Raw genomic sequence first — 26,018 nt, 5'->3', positions numbered from 1 at the left:
CCCGGCCCACAGGTCAGCGGGGCACGAGCACCGGCAGCACGGCCTTGCGGATCCGGACGGTGACGGGAAGTTCCTGGAGGTAATCGCCGTCCGCGTGCACGGGGATGGCGCGGTCGGCGCTGACCACGACCTCCTGGCCGCTGAACGTCAGGACCTCCGCCCGCGCGACATGTGCACCGGTCTTCGCCTCCCCCATCGCGCCGATGAGCTTGAGCTTGTTGCCCGCGCCGTCGACGGCGAGCACGTCGATGCGGCCGTTGTCGGAGGACGCGGCCGGGACCATGTGCAGGCCGCTGCCGTACCAGCCGGAGTTCGCGACGATCACCATGTGCACCGGGCCCTCGTGGACGGCACCGTCGACCTCGATGCGGAATCGGGCGGGCCTCCACCGCAGCGCGGCGATCGCAGGCGCGACCCGGTAGGCCAGCGGGCCCATCCAGCGGAGCCGGTTGATCATCTCGGTCGCCACCGAATCGAGCCCGACGTAGACGTTGCCGACGGCGATCTCGTCACCGACGGCGAGCACGTCGAGATCGCGGCGGCGACCGTCGGTGAGGACGTCGGCGAGGGCGGACGGCTCGTCGGGGATCCGGAGGTGGCGGGCCATGTCGTTACCGCGGCCGGCGGTGATGATGCCCATCGGCGCGCCGGGCACCCGAAGCACACCGGTCGCGACCTCCCGGATCTGCCCGTCGCCGCCGACGGCGACGGTGAGCGCGCCGGACTCCGCCGCCTCCTGCGCGAGGCGCCGGGCGTCGTCCCCGGAGACGGATTCGACGACGGCGGTGGACACGTCCCGTCGGGCCAGTTCCTCGGCGACGGCGGCCCAGCGGGTGCGGGCGATCCCGCCGCCGGAGATCGGATTGAGGACCGCGATGACGTCGGTGCCGGTCACGGGAGCAGGATCCCCGGGTTCAGCACGCCCTGCGGGTCGAGGGCGTCCTTGACCGCGCGCAGCGCCGTCACCTGGACCTCGCCGATCTCCTCCAGGTAGGTGGAGCGGTGATCGGTGCCGACCGCGTGGTGGTGGGTGATCGACGCGCCGGCCGCGCGGATCGCGGTGTTCGCCGCCGCCTTCGCCGCGCCCCACTGGGCGAGCGGATCCTCGAGCGCCTTGCTGATCACGGTGAAGTAGAGCGAGGCGCCCGTCGGGTAGACGTGCGAGATGTGGCACATGACCACGGCGGGAGTGCCCTGCTCCCCCAGTGCGGTGGTCAGGGCCGTGGTCACGTCGGCCTTGAGTCGCTCGAGGTTGGACCAGAAGGTCACGGTCTCGAGCGTCTCGACCAGCGCACCCGCATCGAGCAGCGGATCGCGCAGGTACGGGCCGCGGAAACGTCCGGCGCGCCAGGCCTCGCCCGGGTCCTCGCCGAGGAACTCGCCGCCCAGCTCTGCCAGGCGGGCCGAGACGTAGCCGTCGCGGCAGTCGACGTCCGGCTCGTCCCCCTCGAAGCCGACGATCATCAGGCAGCCGCCGACGGCGGCCTTGCCCGCGGCACCGGGATCGGCGAGGTTCAGGCCCGTCTCGGCCTCGTCGGACAGGCGCAGCACCGTCGGGCGGACCGCCCCCTGCGCGAGCACGCGCATGGCCTTCGCGCCGGCCGCGAAGTCGGGGAAGCGCCAGCCGTAGAACCGGCGGACCGTCGGCACCGGGTGCACCCGCACGCGGACGGCGGTGACCACGCCGAAGGCACCCTCCGAGCCCAGGAAGAGCTGGCGCAGGTCGGGGCCGGCGGCCGACTTGGGGGCGGTCCCGATCTCGGTCGCGCCCTGCGGGGTCGCGACGGTGAGCCCGACGACCATCTCGTCGAACCGGCCGTAGCCGATGGACGACTGTCCGGCGGAGCGGGTCACGGCGCAGCCGCCGATGGTCGCGCCCTCGTACGACTGCGGGAAGTGGCCGAGCTCGAAACCGTGCTCGGCGAGGAGCCGCTCGGCCTCGGGCAGCCGGGTGCCGGCCGCCAGCGTGGCGATCTGGGAGACCTCGTCGAGCGCGAGCAGGCCCGTGAGGCCGCGCAGGTCCAGCGCGACGACGGGGCGGGTCCGCTCGGGCGCGAGGCCGCCGGTCACGGAGGTGCCACCCGCGAAGGGGCTCAGCGTCAGGTCCTTGGCACCGCAGACGGCCAGCACCTCGGCCACCTGGTCCGCCGCGGTGGGCGTGACGACCGCATCGGGGGCGTCGGAGGTGTCACCGGCACGGAACTTGAGCAGGTCCGGCGTGGAGTAGCCGCGCAGATGCGCCAGACGGGTAGCGTCGTCGGTGGCGACCGTCACACCCGTCTTCTGCAGCGCCGCGAGCGCGCGACCGGAGAGCCGGGAGGGCATGAGGAAGGGCTGCTCGGGAGCCCCCGGGCCACCCTCGATGCCCAGCATGGTGAGCGCACCGAGCACGGAATCGGACAGATGCATCGGTTGGGCGGGGTCACCCCAGCGCCCCGGCTCGAAAGCGACGACGGGCAGATCCACCTCGGACGAAGTCATGATACATTTGTACACATGATGTCGCAGGATCTCAATCCCCGAGGGTCGTCCGCCCGCGGCCCGGCCAACTCCGTCGACGACGAGCACATCCTCGACGCCGCCCGAGACCTGATGTCCACGATCGGCATCCGCCGCACCACCATGGCCGACGTCGCCCGCGCCGCCCAGGTCTCCCGCGCCACGCTCTACCGCCGGTACCCGAACGTGCAGGCTCTCGCCGTCGCCGTCACCACCCGCGAGTTCGTCGCCGCACTGTCCTCCGTGGGACTGTTCGACGGTGCCACCGGTCGCGAGACCATCGCGCGCACCGTCGTGCACGTGACCTCCGCGGCGCGCTCGCACCCGCTACTGCGACGGATCGTCGAGCTCGACCCCGACTTCCTCATGCCGTACATGCTCCACCGCACCGGCCGCACGTCGCGTGCGCAGCTCGAGGCGATCACGGGTGGTATCGCCGCCGGGCAGGCCGACGGCAGCGTCCGCGCCGGCGATCCCGCCGAGCTGGCCGCCGTGGTGCTGCAGCTGGCGTGGTCCTCGGCGTTCACCGGCCCGGTGTTCACCGAGTCCGCCGACCTGCTCGACGCGCAGCTCTTCGACCTCATCGACCGGTACCTGCAGTCGTGAGCGCCGCGATCGAGGCCCTCGCGCCCGCCACCCGTCTCTCCGCAGCCCGTCGCTCGGCGGATCTCGCCGCGCTGCACGCGGATCCGTCCGTCGATCTGCTCGTGATCGGCGGCGGCGTCACCGGTACCGGCGTCGCGCTCGACGCGGCCTCGCGCGGCCTGCGGGTGGCGCTCGTCGACAAGCACGACCTGGCCTTCGGCACCAGCCGCTGGTCCTCGAAGCTGGTGCACGGCGGCCTGCGCTACCTCGCCTCGGGCGCCGTGGGCATCGCCTACGAGAGCGCCGTCGAGCGCGACGCGCTGATCCGGTTCATCGCCCCGCACCTGACTCGCCCACTGCCGCAGGTGGTCCCACTGCTCGGGGACGTCTCCCGGCGCGACGCGGCGCTCACGCGGGTCGGATTCCTGGCCGGGGACGCACTGCGCCTCGCCGCCCGCACCCCCTCGTCCGAGCTGGCACGCTCGCGCCGCATCTCCCCCGCCGAGGTCATCGCCCTGGCGCCCACGGTGCGCCGCGAGGGCCTGCGCGGCGGCCTGCTCAACTGGGACGGCCAGCTCACCGACGACGCCCGGCTGACCGTCGGCATCGCGCGCACCGCCGCGCGACACGGCGCCGTGATCCTCACGCACTGCGCGGCCTCCGAGGCCACCGGCACGTCCGCGACCATCACCGACGAGCTGACCGGCTATTCGATCGCGGTGCGCGCCAAGGCCGTCGTCAACGCGACGGGCGTGTGGTCGGGCACCGTCGATCCCGCGATCTCGCTGCGGCCCAGCCGCGGCACGCACCTGGTGTTCCGGCAGGAGAGCTTCGGCGGGCTGACCGCGGGCCTGACGGTGCCGGTGCCGAACTCCTTCGGCCGGTACGTCTTCGCGCTGCCGCAACCGGACGGGCGCGTCTACGTGGGCCTGACGGACGAGGAGGCCGACGGTCCGCTGCCGGACGTCCCGACCCCGTCCGACGCCGAGATCGACTTCCTGCTCGCGACGGTCGGCCTCGCGCTCGGCACCCCGCTGACCCGCGACGACGTCGTGGGCACGTTCGCGGGCCTGCGCCCCCTGCTCGATTCGGGCGAGGGGCGGACGGCCGACGTCTCGCGCAAGCACGCGGTGCTCACCCGCGACGACGGCATGGTGACGGTGGTCGGCGGCAAGCTCACGACGTACCGCCGGATGGCGCAGGACGCGGTGGACGCGGCCCTCGCCACGTCAGGACTGTCCGCGGACCCGTGCATCACGCGCACACTCCCCCTCGTCGGCGCCGCGCCGCGGGAGGCGCTGGCGCGCATCGACGCGCCGGAGCGGCTGATCCGCGCGTACGGCACCGAGGCCACCGTGGTCCGCGCACTCGGCGAGGCGGAGCCCGCACTCGCCGCGCCCGTCGCCCCGGGCACCGAGATCACCGGCGCGGAGCTGCTTTTCGGCGCGCTCGTCGAGGGCGCGGTCACTCCCGAGGACCTGCTCGAGCGGCGCACGCGCCTGTCGCTCATCCCGGAGGTGGCCGAGGCCGCCGCGGATGCCGCGCAATCCGCCCTCGCGGCTCAGTGACGGTGCGCCGGCACGTTCCACGCCGGTAGCCGGTCCGGGTACCGCACCCACGCGGCGGGCCCCTCCGCCACCTCGTCGTCGGTGAGCAGGGCGCGATCGAGCAGCGCCCGCATCCGCGCGGCGTCGAGGCGCACGCCGATGAAAACCAGCTCCTGCTGCGGCGCACCGTCGACCTGGGACCAGTACGCGGCGGGTTCGATCGTGAGGTTGGGGCCGGCCTGCGACCACACGCCGACCAGGTCGGGACGGCTGGCGATCCAGCAGAAGCCCTTGCTGCGGAGCACCGCCCGGACCTCGCCCAGCGATTCCAGCAGCCGCTGCGGATGGAACGGCCGGTCGGCCCGGTAGGCGGTCGAGGAGATGCCATACTCCTCCGTCTCGGGCGTGTGCCCACCGATCACCTCGTCGTCCCAGCCGGCGACCGAGGACGCCGCGTCGTGGTCGAACAGGCCGGTGCCGATCACCTCGCCGAGCGCGATCTCGCCGCGCGCGAGCGGCCGCACGCGGGCACGGGGATTCAGGCGGCGCACCGTCGCTTCGACGGCGCCACCGGCCGCAGCGGAGACGAGGTCGAGCTTGCTGATGAGCACGACGTCGGCGAACTCCACCTGGTCGATCAGCAGGTCGGCGATGGAGCGCTCATCGCCGGCGGCAGCGCCGAGGCCGCGCTCGGCGAGGCCGGCACCCCGGGCGATCTCCCCCAGGAACGTGCTGGCGTCGACGACGGTGACCATCGTGTCGAGCGCGGCGAGGTCGCCGAGCCGGCTGCCGTCGTCGAAGGTCCAGTCGAAAGTCGCGGCGACGGGCATCGGCTCGGAGATGCCCGTGGACTCGATCACGAGGTGATCGAACCGCGGTCGGCCGTCAGGGGTGCGCTGGCGCGCGATCGCTCCGACCGCGTCGACGAGGTCCTCCCGCAGGGTGCAGCAGATGCAGCCGTTGCTGAGCTCGACGAGCTTCTCCTCGGTGCGGTCGAAGCCGCCGAGATCGACGAGCGCGGCGTCGACGTTGACCTCACTCATGTCGTTGACGATCACGGCGATCCGCAGGCCGTCGCGGTTCGTCAGGAGGTGGTTGAGCAGCGTGGTCTTGCCGGCGCCGAGGAAGCCGGAGAGGACGGTGACGGGCAGCGGGGCGTGAGTGGGCATGCTGTTAATAGTAATCATTTCCATTAATAGCGCGAGGCGCCCCCTCGGTCAACCGCCGTAGTGCACCGCCATCGCCGGGTAGTAGTCGTCGAAATCCGGTGCAGGATCACCGCTCTCGACGGCGACCAGCGCGTCGAGGTAGTACTCCCACCCCGGCCCGACCTCGGCGGCGTTCGCCGCATCGTCGAGATGGTGCACGAAGGTGAGGCGGGTACGCCCACCGTCGCGCTCGACGAGCGCCTCGAGATCCCATTCGCCGTACTCGTCCTTCGCGTGCACGCGCAGCCGGCGGGGCGGCTCGCACACGGTGATGGTCATGGGCATCACGGGCGCACCGTCCTCGAAGCCCATCGTCACCTGCACGACGGAGCCGGCGCCGGGCTCCCCCGTCCAGGCGCCGAACCACCGCGCCGTGCGTCCCGGCTCGGTGATCGAGGCCCAGACGTCCTCGACATCGGCGTCGAAGTAGCGCTCGAGGATCAGATCGCGCCCACCGCCGGTGGGCTCCACGCGCCCTGTCGCCTGCTTCGTCACGCCGTTCCCCGTTCGTGCGTTCCGCCGATCTCGTGCGTCGCATCCACCCCGCGGGCGTTGTCCCGGCGCGCGCGTCTAGAACAGGGACTCCTGCAGATCCGGGGCGGCAGCGCCGTGGGATCGCGGCGTGCGCGGGACGCGCTGCGGCGGTCTCGCATACGGGTCCTCCAGGCGCGTGAGCCCGTACTCGTCGAGCATCGGCGCGACCCGCGCACGCAGGTGCGTCCGATACTCCGCGGAGACGCGACCCGTGGCACCGTAGAGCTGCCGATAGCGCCGCACCAGCATCGGGTGGTTCTCCGAGAGCCACCCGAGGAACCAATCCCGATACCGCCCCGTGAGGTTCAGCGCCATCACCGACGCACTGGCCGCGCCCGCGTCCGCGAGCGCGGCGATGAGCGCCCGCAACGAGGCCGCGTCGTCGGTCAGATACGGCACGACCGGCGCGACCATGACGTGGCAGTCGAAACCGGCGTCGGCGATGGCGCGGATGAGATCGAGCCGCGCCTCCGGCTTGGGCGCGCCGGGCTCGAGCGAGCGCTGCAGTTCCGGGTCGAGCAGCGCGAGCGAAACCGAGAGCTGGACGGGGACGCGCGTGGCCGCGGTGGCGAGCAAGGGCAGGTCACGACGCAGGAGCGTGCCCTTGGTGAGGATCGAGATCGGCGAGCCGGCGCCGGCGAGGGCACCGATCACGCCGGGCATCAGGCGATAGCGCCCCTCGGCGCGCTGATAGGGATCGGTGTTGGTGCCGAGCGCCACGGGCTCGCCCCGCCAGGACGCGCGCCGCAACTCCTTCTTGAGCACCGAGACGAGGTTGGTCTTCACCACGATCTGCGAGTCGAAGTCACCGCCCGCATCGAATTCCAGGTACTCGTGGCTCGATCGCGCGAAGCAGTACGTGCAGGCGTGCGTGCACCCGCGGTACGGGTTGACGGTCCAGTTGAACGGCATCGCCGAGGACTCGGGCACCTTGTTCAGCGCGCTCTTGCACAGCACCTCGTGGAAGGTGATGCCCTCGAATTCGGGCGTCGTGACGGTGCGCCCGACCCCTTCGAGGCCGGGCAGCGCACGCACGCCCGAACCGGCATCACCGAGTAGCTGACCATCCCATCGCACACAGTCAGTCGAACATTTTGTTCGAGCGCAGTCAAGCGTTCGAACACCGCGCGTCTACCACGGCGGGCGGGCGATCTCGTCCACCTCGTCGGCCGTGAAGACGAGTTCCTCCGCACCGCCGACCTCGCGCGCGATCCCCGCCGCCCGGAACAACGGGCGGTCCCGCATCGGCATCGACGAGGCCTGGGCGCGCGACTGCTCCGCGAGCACCCGCGCGACGTCGCGCACCTCGGGCCGGCGGTGGCGATCGAGCGCCTCCGCGAGCCGCCGAGTGCCCAGCATCGGCAGCTCACGGCCGCGGACGCGCCCGCGGGCGGTGCCCTCGTACAGCGCGATCGGCAGGCGCACGGTCGTCCTGCCCTGCCGCAGCCGGAGCGAGACCTGCGCGAACCGGGCCACCTCGGCGACGAGGTCCACCTCGTCGGCGTCCATGAGGTTCATCCGGCGGGTGCGCAGCGTCCGGCGCGTGAGCACGCGGTGATCGAGCACCACGCGGCGACGCGCGACGCCGAGGTAGCCGCCCACCCCGGGCGCCGCACCGGCGATCAGCACCGCGGTGCCCCACCCCGGGCCGGCGAGCACCGCCACCACGACGGCGACGACGACCGTCACCGCGAGCCCCACAGCGAGGGCGCGGCGCACCTTCGGCAGCATCAGCCGCGGCGGGATCAGATCCACATCGACGGCGTCCTCCGCGCTCAACTCCCGCGGGTCGCGGGCGCCGGGCTCGGCGGGACTGGACGACACGCGGACTACCCCGCGCTCTCGGAGCTCTCGGTCACGATCACGTCCACGACGGTATCGATCGCGACCGCGCGCTGCTCGCCCTTCGCGAGATCCTTGAGCATCACCACGCCCTGCTCGAGCTCGGAATCCCCCAGGATCAGGGCGAATCGGGCACCTGAGCGGTCCGCCGCCTTCATGGCGCCCTTCATGGCGCGGTTGCCGTACGCCATGTCCGAGGCGATGCCGGCGCCGCGCAGGCGACCGAGCAGCGGCACCATCGCATCGCGCGCGGCGTCGCCCAGCGGCACGCCGAAGGCGACCACGCGGGCCGCGGACGGGGCCCGCTTGCCCTCCGCCGCGAGCGCCAGCAGGGTGCGGTCGACACCGAGACCGAAGCCGACGCCGGTGACGCCCTCGCGTCCGCCCAGCTGCTCGACGAGGCCGTCGTAGCGGCCGCCGCCGCCGATGCCGGACTGCGCGCCGAGGCCGTCGTGGACGAACTCGAAGCACGTCTTGGTGTAGTAGTCGAGGCCGCGGACCAGCCGCGGGTTCACCACGTACGGCACGCCGAGTGCGTCGAGGTAGCCGAGCACCTTCTCGAAGTGCTCCTTGGGTTCCGGCGTGAGATTGTCGATCATCAGCGGCGCGTCGGCCGTCATGGCCCGCACCTCGGGCCGCTTGTCGTCGAGCACGCGCAGCGGGTTGATCTCGGCGCGGCGCCGCGTCTCCTCGTCGAGGTCGAGCGCGAACAGGAACTCCAGCAGCTTCTCCCGGTACGGCGGCCGGCAGGTGCCGTCGCCGAGGCTCGAGACCTCCAGGCGGAACCCGTCGAGACCCACACTGCGGTAGGCGCGGTCGGCGACGGCGATCACCTCGGCGTCGAGCGCGGGGTCGTCGACACCGATGGCTTCGATGCCCACCTGCTGCAGCTGCCGGTACCGGCCCTCCTGCGGACGCTCGTACCGGAAGAAGGGCCCGGCGTAGGCGGCCTTGACCGGCAGCTGTCCACGGTCGAGGCCGTGCTGCAGCACGGCGCGGACCACGCCGGCCGTGCCCTCGGGGCGCAGCGTCACCGAGCGCTCACCGCGGTCGGCGAAGGTGTACATCTCCTTCGCGACGACGTCCGTCGACTCGCCCACGCCGCGCGCGAAGAGCGTGGTGTCCTCGAAGATCGGCAGTTCGATGTAGCCGTAACCGGCCTCGGCGGTCGCGCGCAGCAGCGCGGTCCGCACGGCGAGGAAGTCGGCGGAGCTGTTCTTCTCCCCCGACGGCACCGGGATGTAGTCGGGAATGCCCTTCGGGGCCTGGAAACTACCGGCGCTCACAGTCCGTAACGTCCTTTCCGCTCCCCCGGCGTCTGCGTGCCGGTGAGTCCCTGCAGGAACGGGTTCGAGGCCCGCTCCCGTCCGATGGTGGTGGCCGGGCCGTGGCCGGGCAGGACGACGGTGTCGTCCCGCAGCGGCAACAGCTTCGCCGCGATCGAGCTCAGCAGCCGTTCGTGGCTGCCGCCGGGCAGATCGGTGCGGCCGATCGAGCCCTGGAAGAGCACATCACCGTCGAAGGCGACGGTGACCGTCTCACCCTCGACGGGGGTACCCGCACCGTCGACCGCGGGGGCCTCGGTGGTGAAGACGATCGAGCCCGCGGAGTGACCGGGCGCGTGATCGACGCCGAAGGTGATCCCGGCGAGCGTGACGGGCTCGCCGTCGACGAGGTCGATCACCTTCTGCGGTTCGATGAAGACCTGGTCACCGATCATCGCGCCGAGGGCGGCGCCGATGCCGACGGCCGGATCGGCGAGCATCGGGCGGTCGTCCGCATGGATGTAGACGGGAATGCCGTACTCGTCGGCGAACGGCTGTGCCGTCCATGTGTGGTCGAGGTGCCCGTGCGTGAGCAGGACGGCCACCGGGTTCAGCCGGTGCTCTGCGAGCAGCGCTTTCAGCGGCGCGACAGCGTCCTGACCGGGGTCGATGACGACGGCGTCGGAGTCCGGCCCGGCAGCGACGACGTAGCAGTTGGTCTGGAACACCCCCGCGGGGAATCCGGTGATCAGCATCCGACCATTGTGGCACCAGACCCGGTGACGGCGTCTTTCAGGTTTAACTGGCAGACTTGGCGATCAGTTGTGCCCGCCGGATGTCGGTTATGAGGAGGTCGTCACACCGTGCCGAGCAATGAGGAACGCCGCCAGGCAGCCCGCGAGAAGCTGGCGAAGCAGAACGAGCGGCGGGAGACCGACGCGCGCAAGCGCAAGGTCAAGGCCATCGGGGCCGGTGTCGCGGTGGTCGCGGTCGCGGCCGCCGTCGCCGCGTACATCTGGGTTCCGGCGGGGCCGCGCGCACCTCTGCGCGTCGCGGCGGAGAACAAGTACAACTCCCTCCACGTGACCTGTGACTTCGGCGATCGCGATCCGGCCGCGGACGCCCGTAAGAGCATCGCCTCCCAGAAGCAGCAGATCGCCGAGATGCGCACCCAGATCGCCGATGCGCGCAAGCGCGTGCCCACGATGCCCGCCGATCAGAGGGCGCCCCTCGAGGAGCAGATCACCGCGGCGGCCGAGAGGGCCGACAGCGGCGAGCGACTGATCGGCGAGGCCGAGAAGCAGTTGCCGAAGCTCGACCAGCTCGCCGAGCGCAACAAGTCGCTGACCAAGCCCGAGGGCAAGGACATCCCGAACACCGGCACCATGACGGGCACCATCACCACCAACGCGGGACCGATCGGCTTCGAGCTCGACCGCTCGAAGGCTCCCTGCAACGTGGAGACCTTCGCCACTCTCATGCAGGCCAAGTACTTCGACGGCACCAGCTGCCATCGCGAGACCGCCAATGAGGCCGCGGACAAGAAGAGCGGCCTGTTCGTACTGCAGTGCGGCGACCCCTCGGGCACCGGCCTGGGCGGCCCCAGCTGGACCTCCCCCGACGAGGCCCCCGGCTTCCTCGAGCCCGCCCCCGGGCAGAGCAACCCGATGCAGCCCTCGCAGAACGTGATCTACCCGGCCGGGACGATCGCCGTCGCGAACGCGAACCAGCAGCCCAACCCGCAGACGGGTGACCCGGGCACCTCCAACACCGGCTCGAGCCAGTTCTTCCTCGTCTACAAGGACACCACGCTGCCCGCGAACTACTCGGTCATCGGCAAGACCGATGACGCGGGCCTGACGGTCCTGCAGCAGATCGCCAAGAAGGGCATCGTCCCCAAGGAGGGCGATCCCGCTCCGAAGCCGGGCGAGCCCGTCACCGACGGCAAGCCCAAGGAACCGGTGAACATCGCGACCATGAAGCTCGACGAATAACCGACACGACGCAGGAAGGCCCCCGCTCCGGCGGGGGCCTTCCTGCGTTCCTGCGCAGCCTGCACGAGGCCGCGATTCCGCGCTATTGCGCGGAGGTGACGCGGTAGACGTCGTAGACGCCCTCCACGTTGCGCACGACGTTGAGCACATGACCGAGGTGCTTGGGATCGCCCATCTCGAAGGTGAAGCGCGACACCGCGACCCGATCGCGCGAGGTGGTCACGGACGCGGAGAGGATGTTCACCTTCTCGTCGGCCAGCACCTTCGTGACGTCCGAGAGCAGGCGGTGCCGGTCGAGGGCCTCCACCTGGATCGCCACGAGGAACACCGACGAGGCGGACGGCGCCCACTTCACATCGAGGAAGCGCTCCGGCTCCTTGCGGAGCTCCGCGACATTGGTGCAGTCCGTGCGGTGCACGCTCACTCCGCCGCCGCGCGTGACGAAGCCGACGATCTCGTCGCCCGGCACCGGGGTGCAGCACTTGGCGAGCTTGGCGAGCACGCCCGGCTGCCCGGTGACGAGCACGCCCACGTCGGTCGACGCCGTCGGGCCCGAGAGGGTCGACGGGGTGCTGCGCTCGGCGAGCTCCTCCGTGGCCTCCTCGATGCCGCCCAGCTGCTCGAGCATCCGCTGCACGACCGTGTGCGCCGACACCTGATGCTCGCCGACGGCCGTGTAGAGCGCCGAGACGTCCGCGTAGCGCAGTTCCTTGGCGATGCCCGCCATCGACTCGGCGTTCGTCAGGCGTCGCAGCGGGAGGCCCGAACGGCGCACCTCCTTGGCGATGGCGTCGCGGCCGTTCTCCAACGCCTCCTCGCGGCGTTCCTTGGCGAACCACTGCCGGATCTTGGCCTTGGCCCGCGGGGAGACGACGAAGGACTGCCAGTCGCGCGACGGGCCGGCGTTCTCGGCCTTACTCGTGAAGACCTCCACCACCTCGCCGTTCTCGAGCTTGCGCTCGAGCGCGACGAGCCGCCCGTTGACGCGCGCGCCGATGCACCGGTGACCGACCTCGGTGTGCACGGCGTAGGCGAAGTCCACGGGGGTGCTGCCCGCGGGCAGCGTGATCACGTCGCCCTTGGGGGTGAAGACGAAGATCTCCTTGACCGCGAGGTCGTAGCGGAGCGACTCGAGGAACTCCCCCGGGTCCGCCGCCTCACGCTGCCAGTCGAGGAGTTGGCGCATCCACGCCATGTCGTCGACCTCGGCCAGGTCCGAGCCCTTGGCCCCGCCGCCGGCGCGGCCCTTGGTCTCCTTGTAGCGCCAGTGCGCGGCGATGCCGAACTCGGCGGTGCGGTGCATCTCGCGGGTGCGGATCTGCACCTCGAGGGGCTTGCCCTCCGGGCCGATCACCGTCGTGTGCAGGGACTGGTAGACGCCGTAGCGGGGCTGGGCGATGTAGTCCTTGAACCGCCCCGCCATCGGCTGCCACAGGGAGTGCACGGTGCCGACGGCGGCGTAGCAGTCGCGCACCTCGTCGCAGAGGATCCGCACGCCGACCAGGTCGTGGATGTCGTCGAAGTCCCGGCCCTTGACGATCATCTTCTGGTAGATCGACCAGTAGTGCTTGGGGCGGCCCTGCACGTCGGCCACGATCCGCTGCGCTGCCAGCGCGCCGTTGATCTCGGCGCGCACCGCGGCCAGGTAGGTGTCGCGCGACGGTGCCCGGTCGGCCACGAGCCGCACGATCTCGTCGTACTTCTTCGGGTGCAGGATGGCGAACGCCAGGTCCTCGAGCTCCCACTTCACGGTCGCCATGCCGAGGCGGTGCGCGAGCGGGGCGATCACCTCGAGGGTCTCGCGGGCCTTGCGGGCCTGCTTCTCCGGCGGAAGGAAGCGCATGGTGCGCATGTTGTGCAGCCGATCGGCGACCTTGATGACCAGGACGCGCGGGTCGCGCGCCATGGCGATGATCATCTTGCGGATGGTCTCCGCCTCGGCGGCGCTGCCGAGGGCCACCTTGTCGAGCTTGGTGACGCCGTCCACCAGGTGGGCGACCTCGGGTCCGAACTCCGCGGTCAGCTGCTCGAGCGAGTAGCCCGTGTCCTCGACGGTGTCGTGCAGGAGCGCGGCGACGAGGGTGGTGGTGTCCATGCCCAACTCGGCGAGGATGGTCGCGACGGCGAGCGGGTGCGTGATGTACGGGTCGCCCGACTTGCGCATCTGGCTGGCGTGGCGCTGCTCGGCGACGTCGTAGGCACGCTCGATGAGGGCGACATCGGCCTTGGGGTAGACCTCGCGATGCAGTGCGACCAGCGGCTCGAGTACGGGCCGCACATGGTTGCGGGTGCCGGTCATCCGGCGGGCGAGCCGTGCACGCACCCGCCGGGTGGTGGACCCCGTGGTCTCCAGGTTGGGCGGACCGGGCTGGCCCGCCGCCGTGGGGGTCCGCGCGGCGTCGGACCCTTGAGACTGCAACGACATGGTGCCTCCCCGCCCCGGACGACGAACTGGACTAGAGATTCAGCCTACCGAGATCGCCGAGACCGTGATGCCACCGCCGGGCAATTGCTGCAGTCGCCCGCGTCCGCCGAGCGCCTCGAGGTCCAGGACCACCGACACCCGCTCGACGATCGCACCCGCGCGCCGCAGCAGCGCCACGGCCGCGCCGACGGTGCCGCCCGTGGCGAGCACGTCGTCGACGATGAGGATCCGCCTGCCCTCGAGCTCGATGCCCTCGGCAGGCACCTCGAGCGCCGCGGAACCGTATTCGAGCTGGTACTCCTCGCGCAGCACCGGCGGCGGCAGCTTGCCGGCCTTGCGGACGGCGAGGGTGCCGACTCCGAGGCGCAGGGCGACGCCGGACCCCAGCAGGAATCCGCGGGCGTCGAGCCCGGCCACCAGATCGACCGAGCGGGCACCGTCGTCGTCGCGGCCCGCCGCGGCGAGCCCGTCGATGACCGCCGCGAGGGCGGCACCGTCGGCGAAGACGGGCGTGAGATCGGCGAAGACGACGCCCGGCTCCGGGAAGTCCGCGACGTGCCGCGTGTGCGCGGCGACGGCCGCGCGCGCCGCGTCAGTCACGACGGCGGCCGCGCTTGGTCTGCGGACGGGCCGGGGCCTTGTCGAGGCGCACCGCGCCGGCGTCGGTGGCGGCGAGGGCGTCGGCCGCCTCGCCCGCCTCGGCGCGTGCGCGGCGTGCCAGGACCTTCTCGTTGTGCGCCTTGTACTGCGGACGACGCTCCTTGAGCGTGACCAGCAGCGGCGCGGCGAAGAAGACGGACGAGTAGGTACCGACGAGAACACCGACGAGCTGGATCAGGCCGAGGTCCATCAGCGTGCCGACACCCAGTACGCCGGCAGCGACCACCATCAGCGCGATGATCGGCAGCGCTGAGATCACGGTGGTGTTGATCGAGCGCATGAGTGTCTGGTTGATCGCCAGGTTCGCCTGCTCGGCGTAGGTGCGCCGGCTGGTGTTGAGCACGCCGCGCACGTTCTCGTCCACCTTGTCGAAGACGACGACGGTGTCGTAGAGCGAGAAGCCGAGAATGGTCAGCAGGCCGATCACGGTGGCGGGGCTGACCTCGAAGCCGGACCAGGCGTAGACGCCGGCCGTCACCACCACGTCGAAGAACAGCGAGGCGAGCGCGGCGAGCGCCATGTCCCATTCGCGGAAGCGCAGCGCGATGTAGATCGTCACCAGCACGAGGAAGACCGCGAGCGCGAGGAGACCGCGCTGGGTGATCTGATCGCCCCAGGTGGAGCTCACACCGGAGAAGCTGATGCTGTTCGGTGCCGGCTTACCGTCGCGCCCCGGTGGCTCGAACGCCTGATAGAGGGCATCCCGCGCCTGAGTGATCTGGTTGTTGGAGAGTTCGGAGAGCGCCACCTGGTAGGTCTGCGCGGCCCCGGTGCCGGCGGTCTGCACGGCCGACGGCTCGACGCCGGTGGCGCTGCGGACGGTCTCGCGGACCTTGGCGGTGTCCACCTGGGCGTTCCCGACGGGGAACGAGATCTGGGTGCCACCCTCGAAGTCGATGCTGAACTTGAAGCCGGGGATCAGGATGCCGAGGATGGCGATCACGATGATGATGCCGGTCGCGAGGTAGTACCGGTTGCGCTTACCGACGATGTCGAACGCGCCGGTGCCCGTGTAGAGCTTGGTGAAGAAGGACGCCTTCTTCTCGTTCGCAATGCTGGTATCGGTCATGCTCACGCCTCCCCGGTGGTAGCGGCGGCCCGCTTGCGCTCACGGCCGATCGCGGCCACGGCGCCGAGGCCGTTCATCGACGGCTTGGCGAAGAAGTCGGTCTTGGACGCGAAGTACACCAACGGGTGCGTGACGAGGAAGACGATGACGACGTCGAGGATGGTCGACAGGCCGAGCGTGAACGCGAAGCCCTGCACGTCGCCGACGGCGAGCACGTAGAGCACGACGGCCGAGAGCAGCGAGACCGCGTTACCCGTCCAGATGGTGCGCCGGGCGCTGGCCCAGCCACGTGGCACCGCGGACCGGAAACTTCGGCCCTCTCTGATCTCGTCCTTGATCCGCTCGAAGTAGACGACGAAGGAGTCGGCGGTCATGCCGATGCCGATGATGATGCCGGCGATGCCCGCGAGATCGAGCGAGTAACCGATCCACCGACCGAGCAGCACGAGCAGGCCGTAGAGCAGGGCGACCGACAGTGCCAGCGACAGCGCGACGAGCACGCCGAGCGCGCGGTAGTACGCCAACGCGTAGATCAGCACCAGGATCAGGCCGATCACGCCGGCGATGAGGCCCGCCTTGAGCGACTCGAAGCCGAGCGTGGCGCTCACGGTCTGCGCGGTGCCGGGCTTGAAGGACAGCGGCAGCGAGCCGTACTTGAGCACGCCCGCGAGGTCCGCGGCCGACTGCTGATTGAAGTCACCCGTGATCTGCGTCTGCCCGCCGGTGATGGGACCGTTGATGTTCGGTGCGGTGATCACCTGCGAGTCGAGCACGAACGCCGCCTGCTTGCCCACGTTCTTCGACGTGAAGTCGGCCCACACGCGGGAGGCCTCGCCGGTGAACTCCAGCGTCACGACGTACTGGACGCCGTTCTGCGGGATGCCCGAGGAGGCGTTCTTGATGGACTGGCCGTCGATGATCGCGGGAGCCAGGGTGTACACCGAACGCGGCTGGCCCTCCTTGCGGTCCTCGGGCCGGTCGCAGGTGATCAGGGGCTTGGTCGGGTCGTCGTTGCCGGCCAGGGGGTCCGACGGTGCGTTGCAGTTCAGGCTCTCCATGGCCTTCTTCTGCACGGCCGGATCGGTCGACTGGCGGGTGTCCCGCGCCTCCTTGATCGCCTTCTGGGCGGCCTCGGGATCCGACATGTCGGGGGTGGGGGTGTTGACCGCCGCGGCCGGCTGCGAGCCCAGCACGGGCCGCACGTTCAGGCGTGCCGTCTGGCCGAGCGTGCGAGCCTGGTCGCCCTCGGTGCCGGGCACCGTGATCACCAGGTTGCGGCCGTTGATCTTCACTTCGGAACCGGACACGCCGAGCCCGTTGACGCGCTTGTTGATGATGTCGCGCGCCTGCTCCATCTTCTCGGTGTCGGGCGCCTTGCCGTCGGGCGTGACGGCCTGCAGCACGACGGAGGTGCCGCCCTGCAGGTCGATGCCCAGCTTGGGTGTGGGCTCCCGGTCCCCGGTGAAGAACACCAGGCCGAAGACCGCGAGCAAGATCAGCCCGAAGGCGATGAGGAGCCGCGACTCGGTGCGGTCGCTACTCGATGATTTCCTGGCCACGGGCGGTTACGACTCCTCGGCGTGAAGAACTCCCCCGACGGTTGTCCGCCGGAGAAGGTCGTCGGTGATGACGGTGGTGCTTCGGTCAGCGGTCCTCGGAACGCTTGTCCAGATCGATGTGGCCCTCGTCGTCCGTGATGGTCTCGATCGACGGGGCGCCGAGCTCCTCGGGGGTCAGGATCTTGGCGACGGCGCGGCGCACCCAGGTGGTGGTGATGCCCGGCGCGATCTCCAGGTCGACGGTGTCCTCGCCGAGGCCGACGACGGTGCCGTAGAGCCCGGTGCTGGTCATGACCTTGGTGCCCACGGTGAGGCCGGCCTGCATCTCCATCGTCTCGTTCATCTGCTTCTTCTGCTTCCGGAACTGGAAGAACAGGAAGACGAGCATGAGGACGAGCAGGAGGGGCAGGATCAGGTTCGGCATGGTTCTCCTCGGTGGTGTGGCCGCGGACGCTCCGCAGCCTCGCCGCCCGGGTGTTAGGCAGCACTCGGTGTTCCAGTGTTCCATATCTCGCGGAACTCAGGCGGGACGGTGCACCACCAGCGGGAGGACCACCGTCGCCCCGGCCTCCCGGAGCCGGGCCGCGGCGACCGTGACCGCCCAGCCCGTGCCGGATTCGTCGACGACGAGCAGCACCGAACGACCGCGCACCGATCCGGCGGCGGCTCCGACCTCGATCGCGTCCAGCCAGTGCGCCGCCTCCTGGGCACCCGAGGCGTCCCGCCCCGGTGCCGGGCCGCGCGGCACGGGCAGCGTCACCCGGTCCAGTCGGCCGACCTCGGCGATGCGGTCGGCCACGGGCTCGACCGGTGCCGGGCGGTCCGTCAGCTGGAGCGAGGCCACCACCTCGGGCCGAGCGCGCCACTGATCGCGCCACCGCGAGAGCGCGGCGACTGCGGCGTCCCCCAGGTCGGCGATGGCCTGCTGATCGCCGCCGCGAGCCGCCCCCAGCGTGCCCGTCCACTCGGGGGCATCGGCGAAGACCAGCACCCGGCCGGGCTCGGCCGCGAGATCGGGCTGGATCCGGCCCTTGCGCCCCGCGACGCCGCCGGGCCACATCTTGCGCGGCTCGAGCACCTGGCTCTGGGCCCGCAGCGCGCCCGCCACGGCGCGGGCGGTGTCCGGCGGGACCGGATCGCCGAGCCCGTCGGGAACGTGACCGAGACACACGGAGCACCGGCCGCACGGAGCGGCCTCGGGGTCGTCCAGCGACTCGGTCAACAACTGCATCAGGCACCGCTCGCCGCGGGTGTACGCCCGCATGATGTCGGCCTCGCGCCGGCGAGTGGCGACGATCCCCTCGTAGTGCGCCGCGTCGTACTGCCAGGGCGCGCCCGTGGCGCGGTAGCCGCCCTCGACGCGCTCCACCGCACCGTCGACCGCGAGTTGCTTGAGCATGAGATCGATGCGGGTGCGACGCAGGCCGGTGGCCGCCTCGAGCGCGATGGCCGAGAGCCCCTCCCCGGACTCGTCCTCGGCGAGGGCGCCCAGCACCCGGTCCATCTGTTGCGGATCCGGGATGGTGGCCGTGGCGAAGTAGTCCCACACCCCCGCGTCCGATTCCGAGGGCAGCAGCGCGACGACGGCGTGGTCGATGGCGCGGCCTGCACGACCGACCTGCTGGTAGTACGAGACCGGCGAGGGCGGCGAACCGACGTGCACCACGAAGCCCAGGTCCGGCTTGTCGAAGCCCATCCCCAGGGCCGAGGTGGCGATCAGGGCCTTGATCTCGTTGGCGCGCAACGCGTCCTCCAGCCTGGCCCGCGTGTCCGGATCCAGCTTGCCGGTGTAGGCGGCAACCGGATAGCCGGGGCCGTGCACGGCCCGGACACCGTCCACGAGGCGCTCGGCGTCCGCCACCGTCAGCGCGTAGACGATGCCGGATCCCGGCAGGTCCGGCAGGTGCTGCGAGACCCACGCGTACCGCGTGATCGGGGCCAGGGCGGGCAGCACGTTGAGCTGCAGCGAGCGGCGTGCCAGCGGACCGCGCAGCACGAGGGTGGCGTCGCCCAGCTGGGCCGCCACATCGTCGGTGACCCGCGCGTTCGCGGTGGCGGTGGTGGCGAGTACCGGGGTCTGCGGGTGCAGGCGGGTGAGCACGTCCGAGACGCGGCGGTAGTCGGGACGGAAGTCGTGCCCCCAGTCGGACACCGCGTGCGCCTCGTCGATCACCAGCAAGCCGAGCGATCCCTCGAGCGCGTCGAGGACGCGACGACCGAAGGACGGGTTCGCGAGCCGCTCGGGCGAAACGAGGAGCACATCGATCTCGCCGGCGGCGAGCGCCGCCTCGATCGCGTTCCACTCCTCGAAGTTCGACGAGTTGAGCGTGGCGGCCCGCAGGCCCGCCCGCTCGGCGGCGGCCACCTGGTCGCGCATGAGCGACAGCAGCGGCGAGACGATGAGCGCCGGCCCCGCCCCCTCGGCCCGGCGCAGCGCCGTGGCCACCCAGTACACCGCGGACTTGCCCCACCCCGTGGCCTGCACCACCAGCACCCGCGCGGCGGGCTCGAGCAGGGCGGCGACCGCGGTCTCCTGATCGCCGCGCAGCGCGGCATCGGGCCCGGCCAGGGCCTCGATCACCCGCCGGGCGCGCTCCGCCCGCTCTCCCGTGAGCATTCGTTCCGTCATCGCCGAGACTCCCCTGATCGGTTGCACCCCGAGGCTAGACGGCCCCACCGACATGCGCCGTCGCGGCGGTCCTAGCATCGGAGCCGTGAACACCGTCGCCGCAGCGCTGACCTTCGTCTGGCTCGGAATGATCCTGGCGATCTCGTTCCTCGAGGCGCCGATCAAGTTCCGCGCGCCCGGGATCACGGTCCCGCTCGGGGTGGGCATCGGGCGGCTCGTCTTCCGCGCCCTCAACGCGTGCGAGGCGGTGCTGGCCCTCGGCGTCGCCATCGCGCTCGCCGTGGGGCCGCACCGGCCCGTCACCGTCGTCCTCCTGGTCCTCGCGGCGGCGGACCTGGCGGGCTGCGTCGTACTGCGACGCGTGATGGACCGCCGCGTGATCGGCGCGACCGCATCCCACGCCATCGGCGACGAGATGCCCCGCAACCGAATGCATTTCGGCTACATCGGGCTCGAGGTGGTCAAGGTCGGTCTCCTGATCGCGCTCGGCGCGGCCGCCCTGGGCTGACGCCGGTTCCCGCGCCGCACGCTCGTCCCGGAGGATCGGCGCGCCGCCGTTGATCGCGTGCACCCCGAGGGGCTTCGACCGTTGCGTCGGGGCGCCGGAGTCGTATCCCAGCAGGTCCACAGACGTGCGGCAGGGTAGCCCCAGCGGGCCGATCGAGGGTTGCTGCCATGACCACCGATACCGCCACCGACCGCACCGTCGCGCCCGCCGGCGCACGACCGGACGGCACTCCGCCCACTCCGCTCCTCGACATCGTGATCCCCGTCTACAACGAGTCCCACACGATCGCGCACTGCATCCACACGCTGCGGGCCTACATCGACGACGAACTGCACCTGCCCGCACGGATCACCATCGCCGACAACGCCAGTACCGACGACACGCTCGACCGGGCACGGGCGCTGGCCGCCGCCGACGCCGGCGTGCAGGTGGTGCACCTCGACGCGAAGGGCCGCGGGCGAGCCCTGCGCCGGGTCTGGGCCGAGTCCGACGCCCGCGTGCTGGTCTACATGGACGTGGACCTGTCGACCGATCTCAACGCACTGCTCCCGCTCGTCGCGCCGTTGCTGTCCGGGCACAGCGATCTCGCCATCGGCACCCGTCTCGGGCGGGGAGCGAACGTGGTGCGGGGCCCCAAGCGCGAGTTCATCTCCCGCGGCTACAACCTGCTCCTGCACACCGCGCTGCGGGTCCGGTTCTCCGACGCCCAGTGCGGATTCAAGGCCATTCGCACGGACGTCGCGAGGGAGCTCCTGCCGCTGGTGCAGGACGGCGAGTGGTTCTTCGACACCGAGCTGCTGGTCCTCGCCGAGCGGGCCGGGCTGCGCATCCACGAGGTGCCCGTGGACTGGACCGACGACCCGGACAGCCGCGTCGACATCGCCGACACGGTGCGCAAGGACCTGCGCGGCGTCGTCCGGGTGGGCCGCGCGCTCGCCGGCGGCGCGCTGCCCCTCGACGACGTGCGCCGCGCGCTCGGCAGGGAGGAGCCGCAGCTGGCGGGCGTGCCGCACAACCTGGTCGGCCAGCTCGCAAGGTTCGCCGCCGTCGGGGTGGCCAGCACCGCCGCGTACGCGCTGCTCTACCTCCTCCTGCATCCGCTGATCGGGGCGCAGGGCGCGAACTTCACCGCACTGCTCGTCACCGCGGTGGGCAACATCGCCGCCAACCGCGCGTTCACCTTCGGCGTGCGCGGCCGTGCAGGGGCCGCGCGCCACCACCTGCAGGGGCTCGTGGTGTTCCTGCTCACCTGGGCGCTCACCGCCGGCAGCCTGTCCGTCCTCGACCACGTCGCCCCCGACGCGGGCCGGGGGCTCCAACTGGCCGTGCTCGTGGTGGCGAACCTGGTCGCGACCGTTACCCGGTTCCTGGGACTGCGCCTGATCTTCCGCTCCGCCACCGGCGAGCAGGCGGAGCTCCGGTGAGCAAGACCCGCGAGCGCAGCGCGATCGCCGTCCTCCTCACGGGGACGGCGATCGCCTACCTCTGGGCCCTCGGCCGCGCGGGCTGGGCGAACGCCTTCTACTCCGCCGCCGTCCAGGCCGGCACCGTGAGCTGGAAGGCGATGTTCTTCGGCAGCTCCGACGGTGCGAACTCGATCACCGTCGACAAGCCGCCCGCCTCGTTGTGGGTGATGGAGGTGTCCACTCGCCTGTTCGGTGTGAACACCTGGGCGATGCTCGTTCCGCAGGCCCTCCTCGGGGTGGCCTGCGTCGCGCTGCTGTACGCAACGGTGCGCCGTCGGTTCGGCCCCGGCGCCGGCCTCCTCGCCGGATTGTTCCTCGCGGTGACCCCGGTGGCGGCCATGATGTTCCGGTTCAACAACCCGGACGCCCTCCTGGTCCTGCTGATGATCGCCGCGACGTGGGCGATGCTGCGCGCGGTCGAGGACGGGCGCTGGCGATGGCTGATCGCGTGCGGCGCGTTCGTGGGCCTCGGATTCCTGACCAAGCAGCTGGCCGTGATGCTGATCGTCCCCGGCCTGGCGCTGGCGTACCTGGTCGCGGGCCCGCCGAGGCTCGGCAAGCGCGTCGTGCAGCTCGTTGCCGCGGGCGGCGCGATGGTCGTCGCCGCCGGGTGGTGGTTGCTCGCGGTCGAGTTGTGGCCCGCCTCGTCGCGGCCGTGGATCGGCGGTTCGCAGAGCAACTCCATCCTCGAGCTCACGCTCGGCTACAACGGCCTCGGCCGCCTCAACGGCGACGAGACGGGCAGCGTCGGCCCCGGTCGGAGCGGCATGGAGATCCCCGCGGGGCTCGAGCTGCCGGCCGGGTTGGACATGCCCGGGCGCGGCGGCGCGGGGATGTTCGGCGACGCGGGCATCCTGCGCATGGTCGACCCCGCGCAGGCCGGCCAGATCGCCTGGCTGCTCCCCGCGGCGCTGATCGCGATCGTTCTCGTCCTCGCACTGCGACGCCACGCCCCGCGCACGGACGGCGATCGGGCCGCGGTGATCGCCTGGGGCGGGTGGCTGCTCGTCACCGGAATCACGTTCAGCTGGATGGCGGGGATCTTCCACGCGTACTACACCGTGGCCCTGGCACCCGCGATCGCGGCGCTCGTCGCGATCGGGACAGTGGTCGGATGGCGCGCCCGCGAGCGACCCTGGGTGCGCGTGGTCGCCGCCCTCGCCGTGGCTGCGAGCGGCGCGACGGCCTGGTACATCCTCGACCTGACGCCCGACTGGAATCCGTGGCTGCGCTGGACGATCGCCGCAGCGGCCGCCGTCTCGACGGTGGCGATCCTCGCCACGCTGCTCCCCGCCGTCGGGCGGGAACGGCGCCTGGTCGGTGCCATCGCGGCGACCGCGCTGTTCACGGCGATCGCCGGGCAGGTGGCCTTCACCGCCGAGACCATCGCATCGCCGCGACAGGGCGCCATCGTCTCCGCGGGACCGTCGAGCGGGCACGGATTCGGCCCGGGCGGCGGCCGGACGGAGCGGCCCGGACGGGACGGACAGGGCGGCGCTCCCCGGTTCGACGGTGCCCGCGGCAGCGGTCCCGGCGGCGAGCGCGGGAGCGGCGGACCGTCGTTCCTGATGGGCAGCGCGCCCGGCCCCGCGGTGACCGCGCTCCTGCTCGCGGACGCGGACCGCTACACCTGGGTCGCAGCGACGGTCGGTGCGAACGCCGCCGCCGGCTACCAGCTCGCGACGGAGCAGCCCGTCATGCCGATCGGCGGATTCAACGGCACCGATCCGTCCCCCACCCTCGCGCAGTTCCAGCAGTACGTGCGCGACGGCAGGATCCACTACTTCCTCGCCGAATCGGGCGGCGGATTCGGCGGATTCGGAAGCTCGGGCACCGCCGCGGAGATCCGGGCGTGGGTGGAGAAGACGTTCCCGTCGCGCACCGTCGACGGGGTGTCCGCCTACGACCTGACGACGCCGACGAGCTGAGTCAGAACAGGCGCTCGTCGGGATCGAAGTCGCCGCGCACCTCGATGCCGGAGGCGAGCGCACCCGCGGGCGGCTCGAGGCCGAGGTGGTGCCAGGCCGCCATCGTCGCGACGCGGCCGCGTGGTGTGCGCGCCAGCATCCCGGCGCGCACGAGGAAGGGCTCGCACACCTCCTCGACGGTGCCGGGCTCCTCGCCGACGGCGACGGCGAGCGTGGAGACGCCCACGGGGCCGCCGCCGAAGCTGCGGATCAGGGCGCCGAGGACGGCGCGGTCGAGGCGGTCCAGGCCGAGCTCGTCGACGTCGTAGACCTTGAGCGCGGCGCGCGCCACGTCGACGGTGACGGTGCCGTCGGCGCGGACGTCGGCGAAGTCGCGGACGCGGCGCAGCAGGCGGTTGGCGATGCGGGGCGTGCCCCGGCTGCGACTGCCGATCTCCGCGGCCGCCTCGCGCTCGATCGTGATGCCGAGGATCTTCGCGCTGCGCTCGATGACCTGGACCAGGTCGGCGGTCTCGTAGAAATCCATGTGGGCGGTGAAGCCGAAGCGGTCGCGCAGCGGCCCGGTGAGTGCTCCGGACCGGGTGGTGGCGCCGACCAGGGTGAACGGCGCGACGTCGAGCGGGATGGAGGTGGCGCCGGGCCCCTTGCCGACCACCACGTCGACCCGGAAGTCCTCCATCGCGAGGTAGAGCATCTCCTCGGCGGGACGGGCCATGCGGTGGATCTCGTCGATGAACAGCACGTCGCCCTCGACGAGGTTCGAGAGCATCGCCGCCAGGTCGCCGGCACGTTCCAGGGCGGGCCCGGAGGTGACACGCAGGGCGGTGCCGAGCTCCCCGGCGATGATCATCGCGAGGCTAGTCTTGCCGAGCCCGGGCGGCCCGGAGAGCAGGATGTGGTCCGGGGTGCCGCCGCGGAGCTTCGCGCCGTGCAGGACCAGTTGCAACTGTTCGCGGACCTTCGGCTGCCCGATGAACTCGTCGAGCGACTTCGGCCGGAGGGATTCGGTGTCGTCCCCCGAGAGCGCCGCGGGGCCCATGATGCCCTCGGCGTCCTCGAACTCGCTGCCGGTCTCGTCGTCGTACTGCATCTACCTACCCGCGTCCCAACGACTTCAGGGCATCGCGCAACAGGTCCGAGACCGACTTGTCGGGCCCGGCCTCGACGGCGGCCGCGACAGCCGGCTCGGCCTGCTTCGGGGTGAACCCCAGGCCCTCGAGCGCGTCGAGCAGCTGCTGCGAGACGCCGCCGGCCGGTACCGTCGCCCCGGTTGGGCCGGCCGCGTCCGACGGTGCCGCACTGACCTTGTCCTTGAGCTCCACGTGGATCCGCTCGGCGACGCGCTTGCCGATTCCGGGGATCAAGCACAGCGTCTTGATGTCACCCGAGGCGATCGCGGTCTGCATCTGCGCCGGCTCGAGGACGGCGATCGCGGCCATCGCGAGCCGCGGCCCCACTCCCTGCACGGTCTGCAGCAGGTGGAACAGCTCCTGCTGCGGCCCGTCGGTGAAGCCGTACAGGGTCATCGAGTCCTCGCGCACCACCATCGAGGTGAGCAGCGAGCCCTCCGCGCCCCGGGAGAGCGCTCCCGCGGTCGCCGGGGCGACGAGCACCTTGTAGCCCACACCGGCGCACTCGACCACCACGTGATCGAGCCCGATGTGCCGTACCTCGCCGCGCAGCGATGCGATCATCGCACTCCCCCCGTCACCTTCTTCGCCGCGCGGCGCTGCGCCGCGAGACGCTGTTCGAAGACCTTCTTCTGTTCCGCCGCACGGCGTTCCGCCTCCGCCATGCGCGCGATCATCGGCGCACGCCAGCTGTGACAGACGGCGAGAGCGAGTGCGTCCGCCGCGTCCGCGGGTTCGGGCGCCTTCTGCAGCCCGAGGATCTTGGTGATCATCGCGGTGACCTGGGCCTTGCCCGCGTTACCGTTGCCGGTGACGGCCGCCTTGACCTCGGACGGGGTGTGGAAGTGCACGTCGATCCCGCGGCGGGCGGCGGCGAGAGCGACGACTCCGCCCGCCTGGGCCGTGCCCATGGCGGTGGAGACGTTGTGCTGAGCGAAGACCCGCTCGACGGCGATCACGTCGGGCTCGTGCGTGTCCATCCAGAACTCCGCCGCGGTCCAGACCGCCAGCAGCCGCTCCGCGAGGGGCATCGCGGCGGGCGTGCGCACCACGTCGACGTCGAGCGCCGTGACCTTGCGGCCCGCGCCCGTCTCGACCACCGACAGGCCACAGCGCGTGAGACCGGGGTCCACCCCCATCACCCGCATCGCCGCACCTCCGCACACTTCT

The 26,018-nt window shown here is 71.6% G+C and carries 23 protein-coding genes; 6 read left to right on the top strand and 17 right to left on the bottom strand.

The annotated features are described in order from the left end of the window. Positions 1 to 13: 13 nt before the first annotated feature. The gene (locus tag BLQ62_RS10950) at positions 14 to 895 is read right to left on the bottom strand and encodes a diacylglycerol/lipid kinase family protein (protein ID WP_082756437.1); all 882 of its coding nucleotides are present in this window, start codon (positions 893 to 895) and stop codon (positions 14 to 16) included. Beyond that, positions 892 to 2,481 carry an FAD-binding oxidoreductase gene (locus tag BLQ62_RS10945; protein WP_068565470.1) on the bottom strand — a complete coding sequence of 530 codons (1,590 nt, stop codon included), beginning with the start codon at positions 2,479 to 2,481 and terminating at the stop codon, positions 892 to 894. The genes BLQ62_RS10950 and BLQ62_RS10945 overlap by 4 nt, the downstream gene beginning before the upstream one ends. 15 nt (positions 2,482 to 2,496) lie before the next feature. On the opposite strand from BLQ62_RS10945, the gene BLQ62_RS10940 reads away from it, so the two are divergent. Further along, positions 2,497 to 3,105 carry a TetR/AcrR family transcriptional regulator gene (locus tag BLQ62_RS10940; protein WP_068565471.1) on the top strand — a complete coding sequence of 203 codons (609 nt, stop codon included), beginning with the start codon at positions 2,497 to 2,499 and terminating at the stop codon, positions 3,103 to 3,105. Further along, positions 3,102 to 4,652: a glycerol-3-phosphate dehydrogenase/oxidase gene (locus tag BLQ62_RS10935; protein WP_082756439.1), complete on the top strand. Its 1,551-nt coding sequence runs from the start codon at positions 3,102 to 3,104 to the stop codon at positions 4,650 to 4,652. The genes BLQ62_RS10940 and BLQ62_RS10935 overlap by 4 nt, the downstream gene beginning before the upstream one ends. Here the strand turns inward: BLQ62_RS10935 and BLQ62_RS10930 are convergent. The 6 genes from BLQ62_RS10930 to BLQ62_RS10905 all read right to left on the bottom strand — a co-directional run bounded on the left by BLQ62_RS10930 (position 4,646) and on the right by BLQ62_RS10905 (position 10,235). Next, the gene (locus BLQ62_RS10930) at positions 4,646 to 5,800 is read right to left on the bottom strand and encodes a GTP-binding protein (protein WP_068565472.1); all 1,155 of its coding nucleotides are present in this window, start codon (positions 5,798 to 5,800) and stop codon (positions 4,646 to 4,648) included. The genes BLQ62_RS10935 and BLQ62_RS10930 overlap by 7 nt on opposite strands. A gap of 48 nt (positions 5,801 to 5,848) precedes the next feature. Then, a complete protein-coding gene (locus BLQ62_RS10925) occupies positions 5,849 to 6,334 on the bottom strand; it encodes an SRPBCC family protein (RefSeq protein ID WP_068534956.1) in 486 nt (161 codons plus the stop codon). Between the two features lie 75 nt (positions 6,335 to 6,409). Further along, positions 6,410 to 7,450: an Rv2578c family radical SAM protein gene (locus BLQ62_RS10920; protein WP_068565473.1), complete on the bottom strand. Its 1,041-nt coding sequence runs from the start codon at positions 7,448 to 7,450 to the stop codon at positions 6,410 to 6,412. 54 nt (positions 7,451 to 7,504) lie between these two features. Continuing rightward, on the bottom strand, positions 7,505 to 8,197 hold the full coding sequence (locus BLQ62_RS10915; protein ID WP_068534961.1) for a hypothetical protein: 693 nt from the start codon (positions 8,195 to 8,197) through the stop codon (positions 7,505 to 7,507). 5 nt (positions 8,198 to 8,202) lie between these two features. Beyond that, positions 8,203 to 9,501 (bottom strand): histidine--tRNA ligase, encoded by a 1,299-nt coding sequence (gene hisS, locus BLQ62_RS10910; protein WP_068565474.1) that lies wholly within the window; start codon positions 9,499 to 9,501, stop codon positions 8,203 to 8,205. Continuing rightward, positions 9,498 to 10,235 (bottom strand): MBL fold metallo-hydrolase, encoded by a 738-nt coding sequence (locus BLQ62_RS10905; protein WP_068534967.1) that lies wholly within the window; start codon positions 10,233 to 10,235, stop codon positions 9,498 to 9,500. Before BLQ62_RS10905 ends, hisS begins: the two co-directional genes overlap by 4 nt. Positions 10,236 to 10,343: 108 nt before the next feature. Here BLQ62_RS10905 and BLQ62_RS10900 point away from each other — a divergent pair, with 108 nt between their 5' ends. Then, positions 10,344 to 11,474: a peptidylprolyl isomerase gene (locus BLQ62_RS10900; RefSeq protein WP_068534970.1), complete on the top strand. Its 1,131-nt coding sequence runs from the start codon at positions 10,344 to 10,346 to the stop codon at positions 11,472 to 11,474. A gap of 82 nt (positions 11,475 to 11,556) precedes the next feature. On the opposite strand, the gene BLQ62_RS10895 is transcribed toward BLQ62_RS10900, so the two are convergent. The 6 genes from BLQ62_RS10895 to BLQ62_RS10870 all read right to left on the bottom strand — a co-directional run bounded on the left by BLQ62_RS10895 (position 11,557) and on the right by BLQ62_RS10870 (position 19,816). Then, complete coding sequence (locus BLQ62_RS10895) at positions 11,557 to 13,899, bottom strand: RelA/SpoT family protein (protein WP_068565479.1); 2,343 nt, start codon at positions 13,897 to 13,899, stop codon at positions 11,557 to 11,559. Positions 13,900 to 13,938: 39 nt separating this feature from the next. Then, positions 13,939 to 14,499: an adenine phosphoribosyltransferase gene (locus BLQ62_RS10890; RefSeq protein ID WP_068534976.1), complete on the bottom strand. Its 561-nt coding sequence runs from the start codon at positions 14,497 to 14,499 to the stop codon at positions 13,939 to 13,941. After that, on the bottom strand, positions 14,492 to 15,628 hold the full coding sequence (gene secF / locus BLQ62_RS10885; RefSeq protein ID WP_170842908.1) for a protein translocase subunit SecF: 1,137 nt from the start codon (positions 15,626 to 15,628) through the stop codon (positions 14,492 to 14,494). The genes BLQ62_RS10890 and secF overlap by 8 nt, the downstream gene beginning before the upstream one ends. Positions 15,629 to 15,630: 2 nt before the next feature. Further along, positions 15,631 to 17,187: a protein translocase subunit SecD gene (gene secD, locus BLQ62_RS10880; protein WP_068534982.1), complete on the bottom strand. Its 1,557-nt coding sequence runs from the start codon at positions 17,185 to 17,187 to the stop codon at positions 15,631 to 15,633. A gap of 85 nt (positions 17,188 to 17,272) precedes the next feature. Beyond that, complete coding sequence (yajC, locus tag BLQ62_RS10875; RefSeq protein ID WP_068534984.1) at positions 17,273 to 17,611, bottom strand: preprotein translocase subunit YajC; 339 nt, start codon at positions 17,609 to 17,611, stop codon at positions 17,273 to 17,275. Between the two features lie 96 nt (positions 17,612 to 17,707). Then, positions 17,708 to 19,816 (bottom strand): DEAD/DEAH box helicase, encoded by a 2,109-nt coding sequence (locus BLQ62_RS10870; RefSeq protein ID WP_068565481.1) that lies wholly within the window; start codon positions 19,814 to 19,816, stop codon positions 17,708 to 17,710. A gap of 85 nt (positions 19,817 to 19,901) precedes the next feature. Here BLQ62_RS10870 and BLQ62_RS10865 point away from each other — a divergent pair, with 85 nt between their 5' ends. From BLQ62_RS10865 to BLQ62_RS10855, 3 genes are all read left to right on the top strand, one after another. Further along, the gene (locus BLQ62_RS10865; RefSeq protein ID WP_068565482.1) at positions 19,902 to 20,324 is read left to right on the top strand and encodes a hypothetical protein; all 423 of its coding nucleotides are present in this window, start codon (positions 19,902 to 19,904) and stop codon (positions 20,322 to 20,324) included. A gap of 167 nt (positions 20,325 to 20,491) precedes the next feature. After that, positions 20,492 to 21,748, top strand: a complete 1,257-nt coding sequence (locus tag BLQ62_RS10860; protein WP_068565483.1) for a glycosyltransferase — start codon at positions 20,492 to 20,494, stop codon at positions 21,746 to 21,748. Further along, the gene (locus BLQ62_RS10855) at positions 21,745 to 23,718 is read left to right on the top strand and encodes a glycosyltransferase family 39 protein (protein ID WP_068565484.1); all 1,974 of its coding nucleotides are present in this window, start codon (positions 21,745 to 21,747) and stop codon (positions 23,716 to 23,718) included. The genes BLQ62_RS10860 and BLQ62_RS10855 overlap by 4 nt, the downstream gene beginning before the upstream one ends. Before the next feature lies 1 nt (position 23,719). Here BLQ62_RS10855 and ruvB read toward each other — a convergent pair whose 3' ends face one another. From ruvB to BLQ62_RS10840, 3 genes are read right to left on the bottom strand one after another with little or no spacing between them, the layout of a single operon-like run. Next, positions 23,720 to 24,757 carry a Holliday junction branch migration DNA helicase RuvB gene (gene ruvB, locus BLQ62_RS10850; protein ID WP_068566250.1) on the bottom strand — a complete coding sequence of 346 codons (1,038 nt, stop codon included), beginning with the start codon at positions 24,755 to 24,757 and terminating at the stop codon, positions 23,720 to 23,722. A 55-nt stretch (positions 24,758 to 24,812) separates the two neighbouring features. Next, positions 24,813 to 25,412 carry a Holliday junction branch migration protein RuvA gene (gene ruvA, locus BLQ62_RS10845; protein WP_068565485.1) on the bottom strand — a complete coding sequence of 200 codons (600 nt, stop codon included), beginning with the start codon at positions 25,410 to 25,412 and terminating at the stop codon, positions 24,813 to 24,815. Continuing rightward, positions 25,409 to 25,996, bottom strand: a complete 588-nt coding sequence (locus tag BLQ62_RS10840; RefSeq protein WP_068535003.1) for a crossover junction endodeoxyribonuclease RuvC — start codon at positions 25,994 to 25,996, stop codon at positions 25,409 to 25,411. Before BLQ62_RS10840 ends, ruvA begins: the two co-directional genes overlap by 4 nt. Positions 25,997 to 26,018: the final 22 nt, after the last annotated feature.

Origin of the sequence: Tsukamurella pulmonis (genome assembly GCF_900103175.1) — a bacterium.
GTDB classification, from domain to species: domain Bacteria; phylum Actinomycetota; class Actinomycetes; order Mycobacteriales; family Mycobacteriaceae; genus Tsukamurella; species Tsukamurella pulmonis.
The sequence above is the reverse complement of the archived record's forward strand: the minus strand, read 5'-3'. Positions and strand labels throughout refer to the sequence as shown.